2 protein-coding genes (1 of these 2 running past the window's edge) are annotated in these 20,574 nt (G+C 72.5%); both read right to left on the bottom strand.

The window, feature by feature from the left end:
• A protein-coding gene (locus AB0E90_RS30560) for an amino acid adenylation domain-containing protein (RefSeq protein ID WP_360413429.1) crosses the window boundary here: on the bottom strand, positions 1–4,828 show its 5' portion. 7,400 nt of this gene lie to the left of the window's left edge; only the first 4,828 of its 12,228 coding nucleotides appear in the window; it begins with the start codon at positions 4,826–4,828; its stop codon lies beyond the left edge, outside the window.
• Positions 4,813–20,574: an amino acid adenylation domain-containing protein gene (locus AB0E90_RS30555; RefSeq protein WP_360413426.1), complete on the bottom strand. Its 15,762-nt coding sequence runs from the start codon at positions 20,572–20,574 to the stop codon at positions 4,813–4,815. Before AB0E90_RS30555 ends, AB0E90_RS30560 begins: the two co-directional genes overlap by 16 nt.

The raw sequence follows: 20,574 nt of genomic DNA, 5'->3' as shown, positions 1-20,574 counted from the left end.
CAGCAAGCGCAGCCAGGAAGACCAGCCCTTCCTGCAGCGGCGCCAGCGGCCACACGTCATCGAGCCCACCGGGCCGGCTCTCCAGCGAGTCGATCTCACCCTGCGCCACACCGGGAAGCAGCAGGTCCGACGGCGTATGCCCGCCCACGACGCCGACCAGCCGGTCAAGCGCGGCGAACCAGTCCGCAGCGAGCGCCTCAACCTCGGCCCCGTTGAGCACCCCCTCCGGATAGGTCAGCGAAACGGAGAGCGAGCCATCCAGCACCGAGGCGTTGATCTCCAACGCCCGGCTGAGCGGCATGTCCCGATCAGCATCACCACCAAGCCCACCGACCGAGGCCCAGTCCTCGCCGCTCTCCTCGCCCGAATCGAACCGGCCAAGGTAGTTGAGGACAATCTCCGGCGTGGGCAGCGCGCCGAGCAACGCGGACGTCTCCGGGTTGAGGTGACGCAACAGCCCAAAGCGAGCACCGTTCTCCGGCACCCCCCGCAGCTGCTCCTTGATCCGCTTGAGCGCAGCCGCCACCCCCTCGCCACCGGCCGCTCCACCGTCACCCGGCAGCCCGCCACCCAGCACGCCACCGCCCGGCACGCCGTCACCCGGCGAAACGGCACTTGGCACGCCGCGGTCAGGCGATCCGGCACCCGGCGCTCCGCCGCCAGGCGTGAGCCGCACCGGATATTCGGTGGTGAACCAGCCGACGGTCCGCGAGAGGTCGACCCCCGGCACGAGCGATTCCTCCCGCCCGTGCCCTTCCAGCTCGATGAGGAGACTGTCCTGGCCGGTCCGCGCGGTGACGGCCAGCGCCAGCCCGGTGAGCAGAACATCCGGCACCGCCGCGTGGAAGGCAGCCGGAACCTCACCGATCAGCGGAGCGGTCCGCGCCGCGCCGAGCGTGAGGGTCACCGTCCGAGCGGTAGCCACCGTGTCCCGGCCCGGATCCACATACCGGGCACCGAGCGGCGGTGCAGCCGCCTCACCGAGCAGCTCGGTCCAATAGGGAGCCTGCGAGGTGTCCGACGCCGCGGACACCAGACCCGTGGCCCACTCCCGGAACGAAGTGCCGACCGCCGGCAGCGCCGGCGCCCGCCCAGCAACCACGTCGCCCCAGGCCGCAGCAAGGTCCGACAACAGGATCCGCCACGACACCCCGTCCACGACGCTGTGGTGCACGACAAAGACAACCTCACCCGTGTCGTACCAGACGACACGGATCGGCATCCCGTCCGCCGCCCGCAGCCGAACGTCGGCGCCCGGACCTGACTGCCGCGCAGCCCCCGCCCCCGAGCTCCCGGAAATCGGCGCCTGAACCGCGGGATCCGAGCCCAAAATCCCCGAAACCGCGGCCTCCGCCCGCGCCGCGCCCGACACCCCGGAAACCGGGGGCTCATCCGCACGACTTGAATCCGGGATCCTGGAAATCGCGGCCTGCGCCGCGTTCGAGGCCCCGATTTCAAGGGAGTCGGCGGGATCTTGGGCCGGGGAAGCCGCCTGGAACACGACGTCTTTGGCTGCCAGCGAACCCGGCGGCGACACGGTGAGGCTTGTGCCGGTCCAGCGGGCGCGCAGCAGGTCGTGTCGATCGAGCAGGGCCTGCACCAAGGTGTGCAACTGGTCGAGCGTCAGGCCGGCCGGCGCGCGCAACACCATGCTCTGGCTGTAGGCGGACGCCGGTCCGGCATCGCGCAGCCAGGTCAGAGCCGGGGTGAGCGGCACCTCGCCGAACGCCGCCCCGGCCGGCGCGACCCGGGTCTCGGTGGCAGGCACAGCGACGGCGGCGAGCGCGGCCACCGTGCGCAGTTCGAAGATCTGCCGCGGCGTGATCCGCAGTCCGGCCGCGCGGGCTCGGGCCACCAGCTGCAACGACACGATGCTGTCGCCGCCGAGCGTGAAGAAACCGTCGTCGACACCGACCGCCGGCAGGCCCAGGACCTCGGCGAACAGCCCCGCCAGCGTCTCCTCCATCGGGGTGCGTGGCGCGGCGTCACCGGCCAGGACTCCGAAGTCGGGCGCCGGAAGAGCCCGCCGGTCGATCTTCCCGGCCACCGTCACCGGCAGCCGGTCGAGGGCGACGACGGCCGCCGGGACAAGGTGGTCGGGAAGCCGCTGAGCGGCCCACTCACGCAGGTCGTCAGCTTCGCCGATCACGTACGCGACCAGCCGCCCCTCGCGGGCCACCACCGCCACCTGACGCACATCCGGATGCTCCGCCAACAGCGCAGCAACCTCACCCGGCTCGACCCGGAACCCACGAATCTTCACCTGGTCGTCAGCACGCCCGACGAACTCAAGCGAATCGTCCTCAGCCCACCGCACCACGTCGCCGGTGCGATACATCCGCTCCCCAACACGGAACGGATCCGCTACAAAACGCCCCGCCGTAAGGGCCGCACGCCCGAGATAACCGCGCCCCAACTGTGCGCCGGAAAGATACAGCTCGCCCGCGACACCGTTCTGAACCGGCCGCAGCCAACCATCCAGAACATAGGCCCGCGTGTTCCCGATCGGCCGCCCCACAGATGGAGAACTGCTGTCCCCCACCCACGCCATCAAAGTGTCCACCGTGCACTCGGTCGGACCGTAGAGGTTCACCCCGGTGACCCCGGCAGCGTCCCGCAGGGCGGTCCACAGCGCCGGCCCGGCCGCCTCCCCGCCCAGCATGACCAAGGCGGGTGCGCTGTCGAGCAGCCCAGCGTGGACGAGCTCCTGCCCGAGCGAGGGCGCCACGTCGAGCGCGTCGATCCCGTGCGCAGCCACATACGCGACGAACAGATCGGCGTCCCGCCGGGTCTCGTCGTCGAGCAGATGCAACTCATGCCCGGCGACGAGCCAGAGCATCCCTTCCCAGGAAGTGTCGAAGACCAGCGCCGCAGACAGCGCCACCTTGACCCGCCGCCCAGCCGCGGTCGGCACGACGAGCCGCTCCCGGTGGTGATGGAAGAGGTTCATCAAACTGCCATGCTCGACAACGACGCCCTTGGGCCGCCCCGTAGACCCGGACGTGTAGATCAAGTAGGCGCCGTGCGCAGGCTCCGGATCGACCAGCCCGGCCACCTCGCCGGTTCCCTCGCCGAGAACGACCCGAATCGGATCGGCCGGTGAGTCGGACAGGTCAGCCCCCGAAACAGCGGCGCCCGCTCGGACTGGTGCGGCCTCGACCGGATCGGCTGCGGCCAGCAGCTCGGGGGTCACGATGACGGTGGGGGCGGCGTCGGCCAGCAGGTAGTCGATGCGGTCGGCCGGGTAATCGGGGTCGATGGGCAGGTAGATGCCGCCGGAACGCAGGGCGGCCAGCCACGCCACGATGGCGTCCTCGGTCCGGGGCAGCAGGACCGCTACCACCTTCTCCGGGCCGGCGCCGTGGGCGCGCAGGACCCGTGCGAGCCGGTCGACGCGGGCGGCCAGTTCGGCGTACGTCAGGAATTTGGCATTGAAGCGCACCGCGACCACCTGCGGGATGCGCCGCACGGTTGCGTCGAATTCCTCGAGGATGGTGCCGCCAGGAACCGTTACCGACGTGCCGGGGTCCCGCAGGGAGCCGGCCGGCGGGAGTGCCGCGAGACGGCCGTCCGGGTTGGTGGCGAACGCTTCGAGCAGCTTCTCGAGGCGGTTCAGGATGCTCTCCGCGCGGGTGCGGGAGATGACGTCGGCGCGGTACTCGGCGCCCAGCGCCAGCTTTTCGCCGGGCACGACGGTGAGCGTGAGTGGGTAGTGGGTGGCGTCGCGGCCGGTGACCTCGGCCAGGCGCAGGCCGGCCGCGTCCTCGAGGGCGCGCAGTCCGTCGGCGTCGAGGGGGTAGCTCTCGAAGACGAGCAGCGTGTCGAAGAGCGGGCCGATGCCGCCGAGCCGCTGGACGGTGGCCAGGCCGACGTGCTGGTGGTCAAGGAGCGCGGCCTGTTCGGCCTGCAACCGGGTGAGGTAGCCGGCCCAGGTGTCGGCGGGCCGCGGCCGAACCCGTACCGGCACGGTGTTGATGAAAAGGCCGACCATGTCCTCGGCGCCCGGCAGGGTCGCGGGCCGGCCGGAGACGGTGCTGCCGAAGACGATGTCGTCGCGGCCGGTCAGCTCGCCGAGCACAAGCGCCCAGCAGCCTTGCACAACGGTGTTGAGGGTGATCCCCTTCGCACGGGCCGCCTCAGCTAGAACTGCCGCATCAAAGCTGTGCTCAATGGTTTCCGGAGTTGCAGAAGCCTGGTCGTTGTCTGCTAGAAGGGTCGGCTCTTCGATCCCCCACAGCGCGGTCCGCCAGGCGTTCTCGCTCGCGTCCCGATCCTGTCGCGCCACCCAGGCGAGATAGTCCTTGTAGGGCCGCACTTTCGGAGCGGGCCGGCCCGCGTAGGCCAACAGCAGATCCCGGACGAGCAGCGGCGCCGACCAGCCGTCCAGAAGGATGTGGTGGCTGGTCAGCACCAGACGGTGCCGGGTGGCGCCGAGCCGGATCAGGGTCCAGCGCAGCAGCGGCGGCCGGGCCAGGTCGAACGGCTTGCGGCCGGCCTCCTCGGCGACCGCGTCGGCATTCTGCGGCCGGTCGGTCAGGTCGACAGAGGTCCAGTCGACCGGCACCGACGCCGGGATGAGCTGCACCGGCTGCCCCGCCTTACGCGGCCGGAACGCGGCCCGCAGGTTGGCATGCCGGTCCAGCAGCGACTGGGCGGCGGCGCGCAGCCGGTCCGCGTCGAGGTCACCGTCCAGGGTGAGGATCTGCTGCACCACGTAGACGTCCGGGCCGTCGCCGGAGTACGCGGACAGGAAGTAGAGACCCTCCTGCAGCGGCGACAGGGGCAGGATGTCCTGCAGTCCGCCCGGCGTGGTCACAAGAGTCTCCATTCGTCTTCGAACTCGTCGATCTCGTCCTGGCTGAGGGTCACCAGAAGGTCGGATGGGGTGTGGCCGCCCCCGCCGGAGGCCGCGTCACGCAGCCGGCCGAGGGCCTCGGCCCAGCGGCCCGCGAGCGCAGCCACGTCGGCGGCGGTGAGCACGCCGTCCACATAGGAGAGCCGGATGTCCAGCTCCGGCCCGGTGGGCAGATCTGCGGTGGCCGCGTTGATCTCCAGGGCATGGGCGACCGGGAAGTCCGGGTCGAGCCCGTCGCCGAGCGTGTCGTTCCCGGCCGCGGCGACCCAGTCCCCGTCTCCGTCGTCCGAGGCCGAGGCGGAAGCCAGCCGGCCCAGGTAGTTGAAGAGGATCTCCGGCTGCGGCGCGGCAGCCAGGACAGGCGCGGCCACCGGGTTGAGGTAGCGCAAAAGGCCATACCCGGCGCCCGCATCCGGCACCGCCCGCAACTGCTCCTTGACCCGCTTGAGCGCCGCCGCCGGATCGTCGCCACCGGGGTCGATCCGCACCGGGAATTCGGTGGTGAACCAGCCGACGGTGCGAGTCAGGTCGCTGCCGGGCACAAGATGTTCCTCGCGCCCATGCCCCTCCAGCCGAAGCAGCAGCCCACCCTCGGCCGCGGCCGGCCGCCAGGCCCGGACCGCAAGGGCAAGACCAGCAAGAAGCACATCCTGTACGCCGGAATGAAACGCCTCGGGCACCGCGGTAAGCAGCGGCTGGGTCTCCTCGGCCGTGAGCCGGAGGGTGTACTCCCGCTGGTCCGCGACCGTGTCATGGTGGACCGGCCGAGCGCCCAGGCCAGCCGCGCCATGACCCGCAGGCCCGAAGCCGGAAGCGGCGCCCGGCACGGCCGCGCCGTGGCCGACGGTCCCGGAATCCGAGGCGGCAGCCGAGATGGCCACGCCATGGCCGACCGGCCCAAAGTCCGAGACGGCGTCCGCTACGGCCGTGCCATGGCCAACGGGACCGGAATCCGAGGCGGCGTCCGCGACGTTCAGGACCGACTGCCAGAACGGCAGCTCGGCGGACCGGTCCGCGGCCGTCGCGGCTAGGCCCCGCGCCCAGGTGCGCAGCGACGTGCCGACCGGAGGCAGCTCCCGGCCCTGCCAGGCGGCGGCCAGGTCACCGGCGATGATCCGCCAGGACACGCCGTCGACCGCGAGGTGATGGCCGACCAGCAACAGCCGCCCGTCACCGAACAGCACCGCCTGCAGCATCCGGCCCTCGGCGGGCGCGAGCCGCCGCACGGCCGCGAGGTGATCGGCGTGCAGGTCCGCGCCGGCCGTGATGAGCGAGGCCGCGGCGACCGCGCCCGGCGGCGGGACGACCAGACCGGCCGGCGTCCAGCGGGCGCGCAACGCGTCGTGCCGGTCCAGCACCGCCTGCAGCAGTCCGGCGAGGCGCTCCGCGGTGAGCGCAGCCGGGACGCGCAACAGCAGGGACTGGGCGAACGTGTCGATCGGGGCATTCTGGTCGCGCAGCCACCCCTGGATCGGGGTCAGCGGCACCTCACCGATCCCGGCGCCGGCCGGTTCGCGGACCACACCGCCGGCCGGCAGCGCGACCTGCGCAAGGGCGGCCACGGTCTGATGCTCGAACACCTGGCGGGCGCCGAGATCGAGACCGGCCGCGCGGGCCCGGGACACCAGCTGAAGGGCGACGATGCTGTCGCCGCCGAGGGCGAAGAATCCCTCGTCGACGCCGACCTCGTCGAGGCCGAGCACCTCGGCGAACAGGGTGGCGAGCAGCTCTTGCAGAACGGTGCCGGGCCGTTCTACATCGCGCTCGACCACCGGCTCGGGCAGGGCGTTGCGGTCGACCTTGCCACCGGCCGTACGAGGCAGCGCGTCAAGCATCACGATCGCAGCCGGCACCAGGTAGTCGGGCAGCCCCTGGGCGACCCAGGCGCGCACCTCGGCCGGGTCGGCGGCGCCCTCGGCGTAGCCGATGAGGCGGCCCTCGCGCGCCAGCACGTAGGCATGCGTCACGGCCGGGTGTTCGCACAGAGCGGCGGCGACCTCGCCCGGCTCGATCCGGAAACCGCGGATCTTCACCTGGTCGTCGGCGCGGCCGAGGAATTCGAGCTCCCCGTCGCGGGTCCAGCGGACCAGGTCGCCGGTCCGGTACATGCGCCGGCCGGCCTGGAACGGATCGGCCACGAAGCGCGCGGCGGTCAGCGCCGACTGGCCCAGATAACCGCGGGCCAGCCCGGCCCCGGCGAGATACAGCTCGCCGGGAACGCCCGGCGGAACCAGATTCAAGGACCCATCCAGCACGTACGCCGTCTTGTTCTGATCAGGTTTGCCGATGAGCACGGGGCCGCCGCTGACGCACTCCCAGAACGTCGAGTTGACCGTCGCCTCGGTCGGCCCGTAGGCGTTGAGCATCCGGTTGGTGGCGGTCCAGCGCTCGACCAGCTCGGGTGGGCAGCGGTCGGCGCCGACGACCACGGTCACGCCGGCCGGGATGACGCCGGCCGGCAGGGCGCTGAGCGCGGCCGGCGGCAGCGCGAAGTGGGTGATCGCCTCGTCGCGCACGAACGCGGCGAACGCGTCGCCGAGCCGCTGCTCCTCGGGCGCGATCACCATGGTGGCGCCGCGCAGCACGCTCACCGCGAACTCGGCGACGGTGACATCGAAGCTGGGCGAGGCGAACTGCGCGATCCGGTCGCCCGGCCCGACCCACCAGGTCTCGGCGAACGTGCCGGCCAGGTCGGCGAGGCCGGCGTGCGGCACGACGACGCCCTTGGGCTTGCCGGTGGATCCGGAGGTGTAGATGACATAGGCAGCGTGGTCGGGGCGCAGGGGCGCGAGCCGATCGCCGTCGGTGATGGAACTGTCGTCCTCGCCTTGCAGATCGGCCGGCGAAATGACCGGAACTCCGGGTGGCAGGTTGGCCGCGCCGGGGTGGGCGACGATCAGGACCGGGAGGGCGTCGGCGGCCAGGGTGGCGACCCGCTCGGCCGGGTAGGACGGGTCGACCGGCAGGTAGGCGCCACCGGCCTTGCTGACCGCCAGTTCGGCGGCGAACAGATCGGCGGAGCGGGGCAGCAGCACCAGGACGAGGCGGTCCGGGCCGACGCCGGCGCGGATGAGCCGCCGGGCGAGCTGGTTGGTCCGCCTGTCCAGCTCCGCGAAGCTCAGCCGGTTCGGTCCGTCCTGGATCGCGACCGCGTCCGATGTGGCATGCGCGGCGAAGAGTTCTGGAAGTGTGCGTGGCTCGTTGCAGAACTGCCGTCCCTGCCAGTCGGAGTCGAACGCCCGCCGTTCGGCAACGGACAGGATCTCCAGCTCGGACAGCCGGCGGTCCGGGACGGCGACGGCCGACTCGACCAGCCGGACGAAACGGTCGGCGAGAGCCACCACCGTCGGGAGGTCGAACCGGTCGGCGCTGTACTCGATGACGCCGCGCATCCCGTCGACGCCCTCCTGCTCGGTGACGACGACGCCCAGGTCGAACTGCGCGACCCCGGTGTCGATCGGCACCGGCGAGGTGTCCAGGCCGGGCAGCCCCGGCGTCGCGGCCGGCACGTGCTGGAACGCCACCATCACCTGGAACAGCGGGTTCCGCCCGAACGCCCGCTCCGGGTTGACCGCCTCGACGACCCGGTCGAACGGCACGTCGGCGTGGCCGAACGCGGCCAGGTCGGTTCGCCGCACCCGGCCGACGAGCTCGCCGAACGAGGGATCCCCGCTCAGGTCGGCGCGCAGCACGAGCGTGTTGACGAAGAACCCGGCGAGCGCGTCGAGACGCTGATCGCCCCGCCCGGCGACCGGGCTGCCGAGCGGAATGTCGGTGCCGCCCCCGAGTCGCCCGAGCAACGCCGACAGCCCCGCCTGCACCACCATGAACGCGGTGCTGCCGGTCCGCCGCGCCAGCTCCCGCACCCGCTGGTGGGTGGCCGCGCCGATCGCGAACGGCACGATGCCGCCACGGTGCGACGGCGTCGCCGGCCGGCTCCGGTCGGCGGGCAACGCAAGCTCGGCCGGAATGCCTTGCAGAGCGGCACGCCAGAAGTTCAACTGCTCCTCTTGTACGCCTTCCAGAACTTCCCGCTGCCAGATCGCATAGTCGGCGTACTGCACGGCAAGCGGTGCCCAGTCCGGAGCAGAACCCTCGGTCCGCGCCGCATAGGCGACGCCGAGGTCCGCGATGAGCCGCCCCTCCGACCACTCGTCGGTGACGAGGTGGTGCAGCAGAAGCAGCAGCACGTGCCGGTCCGGCCCGTCGGCGAACAGGTGCGGCCGCAGCAGCAGCTCGGCCCCGATGTCGAAGCCGTAGCGGGCCGCCGAAGCGAGCGCCTCGTCGTCGTATTCACCGCGGTGCCAGGCGATCGCCGGCCGGTCGAGGATGCGCTGCACCGGCCGGCCGCCGACGGTCGGGAAGACGGTGCGCAGACTCTCGTGCCGCTGCACCACGTCGTCGAGCGCCGCTTCGAGCGCCGCCTCGTCGAGCGCCCCGTCCAGCCGCAGCGCGAACGCCACGTTGTAGGTCGGCCCCGGCCCGTTGAGCTCATGATGCAGCCACAGCCGGTGCTGCGCGGGCGCCACCGGCAGCGGATCGGGCCGCACGGCCACGACCAGTTCCGGCGTTTCCGAGCTGTCGCCCGCCCGATCGAGGTAGCCACCGAGCGCCGCCGGCGTCGGCGAATCGAACACGACCCGGATCGGCAGCGTGGCCCCGAACACCGCCCGAACCCGCGCGGCCAGGGCGGTAGCGGTCAGCGAATGCCCGCCCAGCACGAAGAAGTCGTCACCCGCACCCACGTCGGGCAGCCCGAGCACCTCGCCGAAGAGCCCGCACAGAATTTCCTCGGTCGCGGTCCGCGGCGCCGTTCCCCCGGCGCTGCCGGCGAAATCCGGCGCCGGCAGCGCACGCCGGTCCAGCTTCCCGGCAACCGTCATCGGAAACGCGTCGAGACCGACGAAAACCGCCGGGACGAGGTGGTCGGGAAGCCGCTGAGCGGCCCACTCACGCAGGTCAGTTTCTCCGATGACGTACGCGATGAGCCGCCCCTCGCGGGCCACCACCGCAACCTGACGCACATCCGGGTGTTCCGCCAGCAGCGCAGCAACCTCACCCGGCTCGACCCGGAACCCACGAATCTTCACCTGGTCATCGGCACGCCCGACGAACTCAAGCGTCCCGTCCGCGGTCCACCGGGCAACGTCGCCGGTGCGATACATCCGCTCCCCAACACGGAACGGATCCGCTACGAAACGCCCGGCGGTGAGTGCTGGACGCCCGAGATAGCCGCGTCCCAACTGTGCGCCGGAAAGATATAGCTCGCCCGCGACACCATTCTTAACTGGCCGCAGCCAGCCATCTAGAACGTAGGCCCGGGTGTTCCCGATCGGCCGCCCCACAGATGGAGAAGTACTGTCCCCCACCCACGCCATCAACGTGTCCACCGTGCACTCGGTCGGACCGTAGAGGTTGATCCCGGTGACCCCGTCGGCGTCCCGCAAAGACTGCCAGATCCGCGGATCCGCGGCCTCACCCCCGAGGGCAACCACCGCCGGCCGATGCGCGCCGTCGAGCAGCCCGGCGTCGACAAGCGGCCCGGCCAGCGACGGAGTGACGTCGAGGAAGTCGATCTCGTGCCGGCCGACGTAGCGGACGAACAGCTCCGGGTCCCGCCGCGTCTCGTCGTCGAGCAGATACAGCTCATGCCCGGCGACCAGCCAGAGCATCCCTTCCCAGGAGGTGTCGAAAACCAGGGCCGCCGACAGCGCGGCCCGAATCCGCCGCTCCCCCGTAAGCGGCACGACGATCCGCTCCCGGTGGTGCTGAAAGAGATTCAGCAAACTGCCGTGCTCGACCACGACACCCTTCGGCCGCCCCGTCGAACCCGAGGTGTAGATCAGGTACGCCCCCGAAGCGGGCAGGACCGCCGGCAGGTCAGGAGCAGGGGCAGGCGCGGCCGCCAGTCCCGGCCCGGCAACGGACGCGGAGGCAGCAGGCGCGTCCGCGGAAGCGGAAGCGGCAGACAAGGAGGCGGAAGTGGTGGGATGGGTCTCCAGGCTGCGGAGCAGGTCTGGGGTGAGGACGACCGCGGGGCGGGCGTCGTCGAGGAGGTAGGCGATGCGGTCGGCTGGGTAGTCGGTGTCTATCGGCAGGTAGATGCTGCCTGCGCGCAGGGCGGCCAGCCACGCCACCATCGCGTCGGTGGTGCGCGGCAGCAGGACCGCGACCACGCGCTCCGGGCCTGCGCCGGCGGTCAGCAGGGCGCGCGCCAGGCGGTCCACGCGGGCGGCCAGCTCGGCGTAGGTCAAGGAGTCCTCGCCTAAGCGCAACGCGACGGCGTCGGGCATTCGGCGGACGGTGTCGTCGAAGGCGTCCAGGAGCGTGCCGGGCGGCACGTCCATGGCCGACTCGTCGGGAACGAGTTGGCCGGCGGGACGGACCTTCGACATCAGCGCGTCGGGGGCGGCCACGAACTCGCTCAGGAGGTCGCGGAACTGGGTGAGGAGTTCGGTGGCGGCCTGGAGGTCGTACAGGTCGGGGCGGTGTTCCAGGCGCAGTCGCAGGGAGGCGTGCGGGACCACCACCAGGCTCAGTGGGTAGTGGGTGGCGTCGACCGGGATGCCGCCGCTGATCTCCAGGCCCTCGATCGGCGGGAGGCCCGCGGTGGCCGGGTAGCTCTCGAAGACGGTCAGCGTGTCGAACAGGTCGCCGACGCCGGTCAGGCGCTGGATCGCGGCCAGGCCCAGGTGCTGGTGGTCGAGCAGGGCCGCCTGTTCGGTCTGGATGCGGCGCAGCAGGTCGACCCAGGTCTCGGCGGGGTGCAGCCGCACCCGGACCGGGACGGTGTTGATGAACAGGCCGACCATGTCCTCGACGCCGGCCAGGCCGGCCGGGCGGCCGGATACGGTGGCGCCGAACACGACGTCGTCGCGGCCGGTCAGGGCGGATACGAGCAGTGCCCAGGCGCCCTGCACGACGGTGTTGAGGGTGAGGCCGTGGCCACGGGCGGCGGTGGTCAGGCGGTCGGTGTCGGCTGGGGACAGTACGATCTCGGCGACCTGTGGCAGGGCGGCGACGGCGGGCGCGTCCGACGCGACCAGGGTCGGCTCGTCCACTCCGGACAGTGCGGCCCGCCACGCGGCCTCGGACACCGCGTCGTCCTGGGCGGCCAGCCACGCCAGGTAGTCGGTGAAGGGGCGCGGGGCCGGGTTCTCGGCACCGGCGTACGCGGCAAATAGATCTTGAATTGCCAGTGGGCCGGACCAGCCGTCCATGAGCAGGTGATGCTGGGTCAGCACCAGGCGGTGGTCGCCGGGGCGGACCCGGGCCAGGACGAATCGCAGCAGCGGTGGCGCGTCGAGGTCGAAGCGGCGGTGGCGCTCGGCCTCGATCAGCGCGCCGAGGTCCTCGGGAGAGACGGTTACCTCGTCGAACGGGATGTCCGCCGACGCCGGGATCACCTGCACGGCGGCGCCGGAGTCGGTGCGCACGAAACCGCCGCGCAGGTTCGGGTAGCGGTCGAGGAGCGCGTTCGCGGCCGCGCGTAGCCGGGCGGCGTCGACATGACCGGTCAGCGTGAAGACCTGCTGCACGGTGTAGACGTCGGTGTTCTCGTCCCGGCCGGCCAGGTAGAACAGACCCTCCTGCAGGGGTGACAGCGGCAGCACGTCGGCGAGGTCCGGCCGGCGCGCGGTGAGCGCGGCCAGATCGTCGCGGCCGAGACCGGAGAGTGGCACGTCCGAGGGGGTGAGCGCGCCGGCGCCCGGCTCGTTCGCCGCGGCCAGCAGTGCGATCAGGGCGGCCAGCCAGTCGTCGGCGATCCGGCGCACCTCGGCGTCCCCGATCGCCTCGGCCGGATAGCTGAACTCCGCCCGCAGTACCGGCCCATCCGGTCCGTCCATCGTGGACGCATTGACGGCCAGCCGGTGGCTCACCGGCATCCGCGGGTCGGCGGTGGCGTGCGCGGCCGGCAGCTCGTCCGCGATCGCCCAGTCCGCCGCCGTGGCCGTCCCGCCGAACCGGCCGAGGTAATTGAACAGCACCTCCGGCCGCGCGCCGCGCAGATCACCGAACTGGTGCAGCAGCCCGTAGCCGACACCGCCATCCGGCACCTGCCGCAGCCGCTCCTTGACGCCGCGGACGACGGCGGCCGCGCCTCCGGACGCGGCCGGCAGCCGAATCGGAAATTCGCTGGTGAACCATCCGACGGTACGCACCAGGTCGGCCCCCGGCACGACCTGTTCCTCGCGGCCGTGCCCTTCGAGCCCGATCAGCGGCTCCGCGTGACTGCCGTGCCGCCGCGCGAGCGCCAGCGCGAGCCCCGCGAGCAGCACGTCCTGCACCCCGGCCCGGAACGTCTCGGGCACGCTGGTGAGCAGCGGCCCGGTCACCGCGGAATCCACCGTGACCGTCACCCGCCGCAGCGTGGCAGCGGTGTCCCGGGCCGGGTCGAGCCGGGTCCCGGCCGCGCCGCGCGTGGGCTTGGGCCACGTCCCGGCAGAGCCTCCCGTGAGCTCATTCGATCCGTCGGCACCCGGCGAAGCATCGACCGTTGAGCCGGCGGCACTCCGCGAAGGCTCGACCGGAGACCCGGCGGCAAGCCGGGAAGGCTCGACCGGAGACTCGGCGACAAGCCGGGAAGGCTCGACCGGAGACCCGGCGGCACTCCGCGAGGGCTCACCAGTTACACCGCCGGGGTCGCCCACGATCTGCGTCCAGAGGCGACGTTCGGCCTCGCGTGCAGGCAGCGCCGCGTGCAGGCCGAGCGCCCATCCACGAAACGAGGTGCCACCCGGCGCCGGCTTCTCGCCGTTGGCGGCAGTGGCGATGTCCTCGGCGAGGATGCGCCACGAAACCCCGTCCACGACAAGGTGATGGGCGACGAGCAGCAGCCGTCCCGGCAGGGCGCCCCGGTCGAACCAGACCGTCTGCACCATCACGCCCGCGGCCGGGTCGAGCCGGTCCGCGGCGGATTCCCGCTCGGACGCGACCAGGTCGGCGAGATTCTGCACACCGACGGCGACCACCCGCAGGTCCAGCACAAGCTCGCCCGCCGGGACCACCAGCGTCCATCGGCCGTCGGCGACTTCGCTCGTTGCGCCGACGTGGACCGGTGCTCCCACTTGGGCCAACGGGCCGGATTCGGCCGGAGTCGGGCGCTGAGGCGTGACGAAACTCGGGCCACCGTCGGCGAGCCCAGAGTCGACCGCGACGCCCGGTCCTGGATGGAGATTCGCCGGCGTCCTTTCGCCGCTGCCCGCCACCAGCCGGGCACGCAACAGATCGTGCGGCGCCAAGGCGGTGCGTACCACGGTCCGGATGTCGGCAGCCGTTGCGCCGGCTGGCGTGCGCAGCAGCAAGGCCTGCGAGTAGCGGTTGATCGGCGCGTCGAGGCCGCGCAGCCAGGCGATGATCGGGGTTTCCGGCACGGTGCCGACACCCGACTCGGTAAGGCTTGCGGCCTCGGCGACCGGGGTCGCGACCCGGGCCAGTTCGGCGACGGTCTGGTGTTCGAAGACCTGGCGCGGAGCGATGTGCAGGCCGGCCGCCCGAGCCCGGGACACGAGCTGGATCGAGAGGATGCTGTCGCCGCCGAGGGCGAAGAAGCCGTCGTCGCGTCCCACCGCCTCCTCGTCCAGGCCGAGCAGTGTGGCGAAGAGTCCGGCGAGCACCCGCTCGTCGGTGGTGGCCGGGCTTTCCCCGGTCGCGGTGACGGCCGGCTCGGGCAGCGCGCCCTTGTCCACCTTGCCGCTCGCGGTCAGCGGCAGCGCGTCGAGCAGCATCACCGCGGACGGCACCAGCGCCGCCGGCAGCCGGCCGGCCAGATAGTCGCGCAACTCATCGACGCCGAATGCGCCACGCGGCTCCCCGATGTCGGTGCCGCCACCGATCTTCTGTGCGGTGCCGGCTCCGAGCGGGACGGCGTAAGCGATCAGGCGGCCGGCCTTGGCGACGACCGCGGCCTGGGCGATCGCCGGGTGGGCGGCCAGGACCGCTTCCACCTCGCCGGGCTCCACGCGGAAGCCGCGGATCTGGATCTGGTCGTCGGTGCGGCCGAGGAACTCCAGGTCGCCGGCGGCGGTGCGGCGCACCAGGTCGCCGGTGCGGTACAGCCGTGCGCTGGGGGCGCCGAACGGGTCGGCCACGAAACGGGACGCGGTCAGGGACGGGCGGCCGAGGTAGCCGCGGGCCAGGCCGGCGCCGCCCAGGTACAGCTCTCCCGGCACACCCGGCGGGACGGGGCGCAGGTGAGCGTCCAGGACGTGGGCGGTGCGGTTCAGGTCGGGGCGGCCGATCAGGACCGTGTCGAAGTCGGCCGGTGCCACCCAGGAAGTCGCGGTCACGGTTGTCTCGGTCGGGCCGTAGGCGTTGATCAGGCGGTGGTCTGCCTGCCAGCGGCGCACCTCGTCGGCGGCCATCGCCTCGCCGCCGATCGTGATGGTCACGCCGGCCGGGATGGCCGAGGTCGGTAGCGCGGCCAGCAGCGCCGGCGGCAGGTCGACGTGGGTGAGCCGGCGAGCGGCCACGAAGTCGCCCAGGCCGGCGCCCAGCCGCGCGTCCTCGGGCACGATGACGAGGGTTCCGCCGGAGAGGATGGAGGCGGCCAGTTCGCTGAAGGCCACGTCCACGCCGGTCGAGACGAACTGCGCGACCCGCGAGTCCGGGCCGGCGCCGAAGACGGCTCGCACCGCGGCGACCAGACCGGCCAGGCCGGTGTGCGGAACCACGACGCCCTTCGGGCGGCCGGTCGAGCCGGAGGTGTAGATGACGTAGGCGGGGTGTTCTGGAAGTACCACGACACCTGGATCAGAGGTGTCCTCGGCGAGTTCGGTAACCAGGACCTGCGGGATGTCCAACTCCGACGGTGCCGAGGTCACCAGCAGGGCCGCGGCGGCGTCGGCGATCTGCAGGCGGTGGCGGTCGGCCGGGTGGTAAGGGTCCAGCGGAAGGTAGGCGGCGCCCGACTTCGCCACGGCCAGCAGGGCCACCAGCAGGTCGGCCGAGCGGGGCAGCAGGACCGCCACCACGCGCTCGGGGGCGGCCCCGGCGGCGATCAGGCGGTGCGCCAGCTGGTTGGCGCGCTTGTCCAGCTCGGCGTATGTCATGAGCCGGTCGTCGTCCTCGACGGCGACGGACGACGGCGCTGCGGCTACCCGCGAGGCAAAGAGCTGCCCTAATGTACGGGGTGCGACCTCGCCGCGTACTCCCTGCCAGGCGGAACCGGACGCGGTCCGCTCGGCATCGCTCAGCAGATCGGCCGCGGAGATCGCGTGGTCGGGGTTTGCCACGACGGCGCGCAACAGGCGCAGCAGGCGGTCCGCCATGGCCGAGATCGTCGCCTCGTCGAACAGGTCGGCGCGGTATTCGATGCTGCCGTCCAGGCCGGCCGGCCGCTCGGCCACGTCGAACGTGAGGTCGAACTTCGCGGTGCCGGTCGCGACCAGGCGCGGTGTCACCTGGGCGCCGGGGAAACCGGCGATCGCGGGCAGCGCGGCCTGGTAGGACACCATGACCGAGAACAGCGGGTGGTGGGCGAGGGATCGCCGCGGGTTGAGGTCCTCGACGAGGCGTTCGAACGGCAGGTCCTGGTGGGCGAGGGCGGCCAGGTCGGCGGCGCGCACCCGCTGCAGGAGCTCGGCGAAGCTGGGGTCGCCGGAGATGTCGGTGCGCAGGACGACGGTGTTGACGAAGAAGCCGACGAGGCGTTCGAGGGCGTCGTCGGGCCGGCCGGCCACCGGGGTGCCGAGCGGGATGTCGTCGCCCGCGCCGAGGCGGCCGAGCAGGGCGGCCACCGCGGCCTGCACGGTCATGAACAGGGTCACGCCGTGCTCGCGGGCGAGCCGGCGCAGCTCGGCCTCGAGCGCGGGATCGATCGGGAAGTGGATCATCCCGCCGGCCGCGGCGGCTTGGGCCGGGCGCGGGCGGTCGGTGGGCAGGCGCGGGACGTCGGGCGCGCCGGCCAGATTTTCCCGCCAGAACTCCAGGTGCGGCTCGATCGGCAGCGCGTCCTGCCAGGCCGCGTAGTCGGGGTAGCGCACCGGCAGCGGCGGCCAGCCGGGTTCGTCGCCGGCCAGCCGGGCCGCGTACGCGGTGGCCAGGTCGTCGAGCATCGGGGTCAGCGACCACTCGTCGCCGGCGATGTGGTGCACGACCAGCAGCAGGACGTGGTTGGCCGGGAACCAGTGCACGCGCAGCGGCGGCTCGGTGGTGATGTCGAACGGTTCGCGGACCGTTTCGTCGACGTCGCCCGCGGAGGTGACCAGCCGGACCTGGGGTTCTAGAACTATCGGGAACGGCGATCCATCACGCGAGGCGAAGACGGTCCGCAACGGTTCGTGGCGGCGTACCAGATCGTTCAGGGCCTCTTCTAGAACTTCCAGGTCGAGGTCGCCGTCAACGTCGAGCGCGAGCGGCAGGTTGTAGGTCGGGTTAGGGCCGTCCAGCTCCGACAGGAACCACATCCGGCGCTGGGCGGCCGACATCGTGCCGGCCGGGGCGCCGGCGATCAGCGGCGGCCGCCCCGTCAGGCCGGCGGCGGACTCCAGGCGGGCGGCGGACTCCAGGCGGGCGGCGAGGCCGGCCACGGTCGGCGCGTCGAAGACGTCGCGGAGGGCGAGGTCGGCGCCGAGGAGAGCGCGAACCCGGGCCGCGACCCGGGCGGCGAGCAGCGAGTGCCCGCCGAGCGCGAAGAAGTCGTCCCGCACCCCCACCGCCGGCACCCCGAGCACGTCGGCGAAGACGCCGGCCAGCAACTCCTCCTGCGGGATGCGGGCGGTCTCCGGCGCGACGGCGGCGTAGTCCGGCGCGGGCAGCGCATTGCGATCCAGCTTGCCGTTCGGCGTCGCGGGCAATGCGTCAAGCACGACGATCGCCGACGGGACCATGTAGTCGGGCAGCGCCTCGGCGGCCCGGCGACGCAGCGCGGCCAGGTCAGGGACAGCGCCGCCAGGCACCATGGCGACCGCGCCGCCACGCGCCGTGGGGACCGCCACCGTCGGGACCGCCGCCGTCGGGACCGCCGCCGTCGGGACGGCCGCCGTCGGGACCGCCGCCGTCGGGACCGCGCCGCCACGCGCTGTGGGGGCGGCGCCCACGACGTAGGCGACCAGGCGCCGGTCGCCGGGGCGGTCCTCGCGGATGACGGCTACGGCCCGGACCACCGCCGGGTCCGACTCGAGGACCGTCTCGATCTCGCCGAGCTCGATTCGGAAACCGCGCAGCTTCACCTGCTGGTCGACCCGGCCGAGGACGTCGAACGTGCCGTCCGGCAGGCGCCGGGCGAGGTCGCCGGTGCGGTACATGCGCTGCCCCGGTGCCCACGGGTCGGCCACGAACCGCGACGCGGTGAGTTCGGGACGGCCGAGGTAGCCGCGGGCCACACCGGCGCCGCCGAGATATAGCTCGCCCGCGAAACCGTCGGGGACCGGCCGCAGGGCGACGTCTAGAACGTAGGCGCGAGTGTTCCAGATCGGATGGCCCACAGTTACCGCATCGCAGAGCAACCGATATGCCGTGGACCAGATCGTGGTCTCGGTCGGCCCGTAGAGGTTGGTCACCTCGGCCGCATGCGTGCGCAGCGCGGCCGCGAGCTCCGGCGGCAACGCCTCGCCGCCAGCCAGCACCCGTAGCCCGGCGAGGGCCTGCGCTCCGCCCGGCACGTCGACCAGCGCCCGCCACAATGTCGGTGTGGCCTGCACGACGGTCGCCCCGGTGCGCCGCACCAGCGGCGCGAGTACCGCTGGGTCCTGCACAGCCTCCTTGGGCGCGAGGACGACGGCCGCCCCGCACAGCAGCGGCAGGTAGAGCTCCAGCCCGGAGATGTCGAAACTGACCGTGGTCACCGCGAGCAGCCGGTCGTCCCCGCCCAGCGGCACCTCGTCCCGCATCGCGAGCAGGAAGTTGACCAGGTTCTCCCGGGTGATCACGACGCCCTTGGGCCGTCCGGTCGACCCCGAGGTGTAAAGCACATAGGCCGCGTCGTCCGCCACATAGTCGATGTCGCCGAGCGGCGCAGCGTCCGGAAGCGGCAACTCGAGCCAAAGCGTCGGCACCTCAACAGGGCCGGCGACTGGAGGCACCGAAGCGCCGCCATACGGCGCGGAAGCGGGATCGCGGCCAAGATCGTCGGTGGGGCGGACGCCCGCGGCCGTGACCAGCAGGGCGGGGGCGCTGTCGGTGAGCATCCAGGACAGGCGGTCCGGCGGGAAGTCCGGGTCGAGCGGCAGGTAAGCCGCCCCGGTTCGCTGGATGGCGAGGAGCGTGATCAACAGGTCGGCGGTTCGGGGCAGGCAGCATGCGACGATCCGGCCGGGTGCGGCGCCGCGCGCGGCGAGCACCGCGGCCAGCGCTTCGACGCGGCCATGGAGGTCGGCATAGCTGAGCGCCGCGCCGTCCGGTTCGATCAAGGCAACTGCCGATGGTGTACGCCGTACCTGCGCCCGCCACAGGTCGATCACCCCGGCGGCCGGCAGTTCCCGCACGGTGTCGTCGGCGGCGGGCGCGTCCACCAGCCCGAGACGGCCGGTCGGCGTCGACGCGTCGGTCGAGGCGAACGCGGCCAGCAGCGCAGCCAGCCGGGCCGTGTGCCCATCGAGGTCGGCGGAGGTGTAGCGGGCCGGATTGGCGTCGATGGCCAATTCGAGGACGTCCCCGCCGCGGTCGTCGAGGGTGATCGAGAGGTCGTCCACCGGCCCCGGCGACACGTAGCGCGGCGTGCCCCGATGACCGCCGAAGTCGAGGGTGGTGCCGAACGGCTTGATGTTCACCCACGGCCCGACCAGCCGCCGCGAGCCGCCGACCAGCCCGAGATCGCGCCGGATGTCCTCGCCGCGATAGCGCTGATGCGGCCGGATCGCCTTGACCTCGGAGGCGACCCGGCCGATCAGCTCCGCCACGGTGTCCCCCGGAGTGACCCGGATCCGCAACGGAAGCACGTTGACCGCGGTAACCGGCACCCGAGCGGCCACCGAGCCGAGCCGGCCCATCATCGGCAGCCCGAGCACGGCTTCGGTAGCGCCGGTGAGCCGGTGCACGTAGAGCCCGACCGCGGCCAGCACCGCCTCGACCCGGGTGGCCCGGGCCGCCTTGCCGACCGCGGCGAGACCCTCCCCCACCGAGGCCGGCAGGGCGACCCGGCGGCGCAGAAAACTAGAACTCGGCCGGCTGGGTCCAGAACTGATGTCCGGCACTTCTACATCGGACAGATGCGACTTCCAGAACGCCCGGTCGCCCGCGTGCTTGCCCGAGGCGCGGTAGACGGCGTCCTCGGCGACCACGTCGGCGAGCCGGCCGAACGGGCTCGGCGGCACCGCAGCGCCCGACACCATGGCGCTGTAGACGACGGCGAGACGCGAGGCGACCAGCGCCGACGTGTAGGCGTCCATGACGATGTGGTGGCACCGCTGATACCAGGTCCACTGCCCCGGCCTACGCCGGATCAGCGCCTCGGCGAAGACGGGACCGTCCGCGAGGGAGATCGGCGAGGCCAGGTCAGCGGCGATGAAGCTGGCGGCCGCGTCGTCGTCGAGCGACAGGACCTGCAGCGACCACGCCGGAGCGGCCACGATTTCCTGCGAGGGAGCGTCCGCCGTACCGCGGAATCGGGCTCGCAGGGCCTCGGCGTCGCCGAGGGTGTGGCGCAGTGCCCGCTCGAAAACCGCCGGGTCGATCTCGCCGTCGATGTCGACGCAGGCGGCCGTGCTGAACGCCGGTCCCGGGTCGAGTTGCTGGGCGAACCAGACCCCGGCCTGGGCTGCGGTGAGTTCAAGCGGCAC

This window comes from Actinoplanes sp. NPDC026619 (assembly GCF_040638295.1).
Classification (GTDB): domain Bacteria; phylum Actinomycetota; class Actinomycetes; order Mycobacteriales; family Micromonosporaceae; genus Actinoplanes.
Note: the sequence above shows the minus strand (reverse complement) of the source record. Positions and strands in the feature narration are given on the sequence as shown.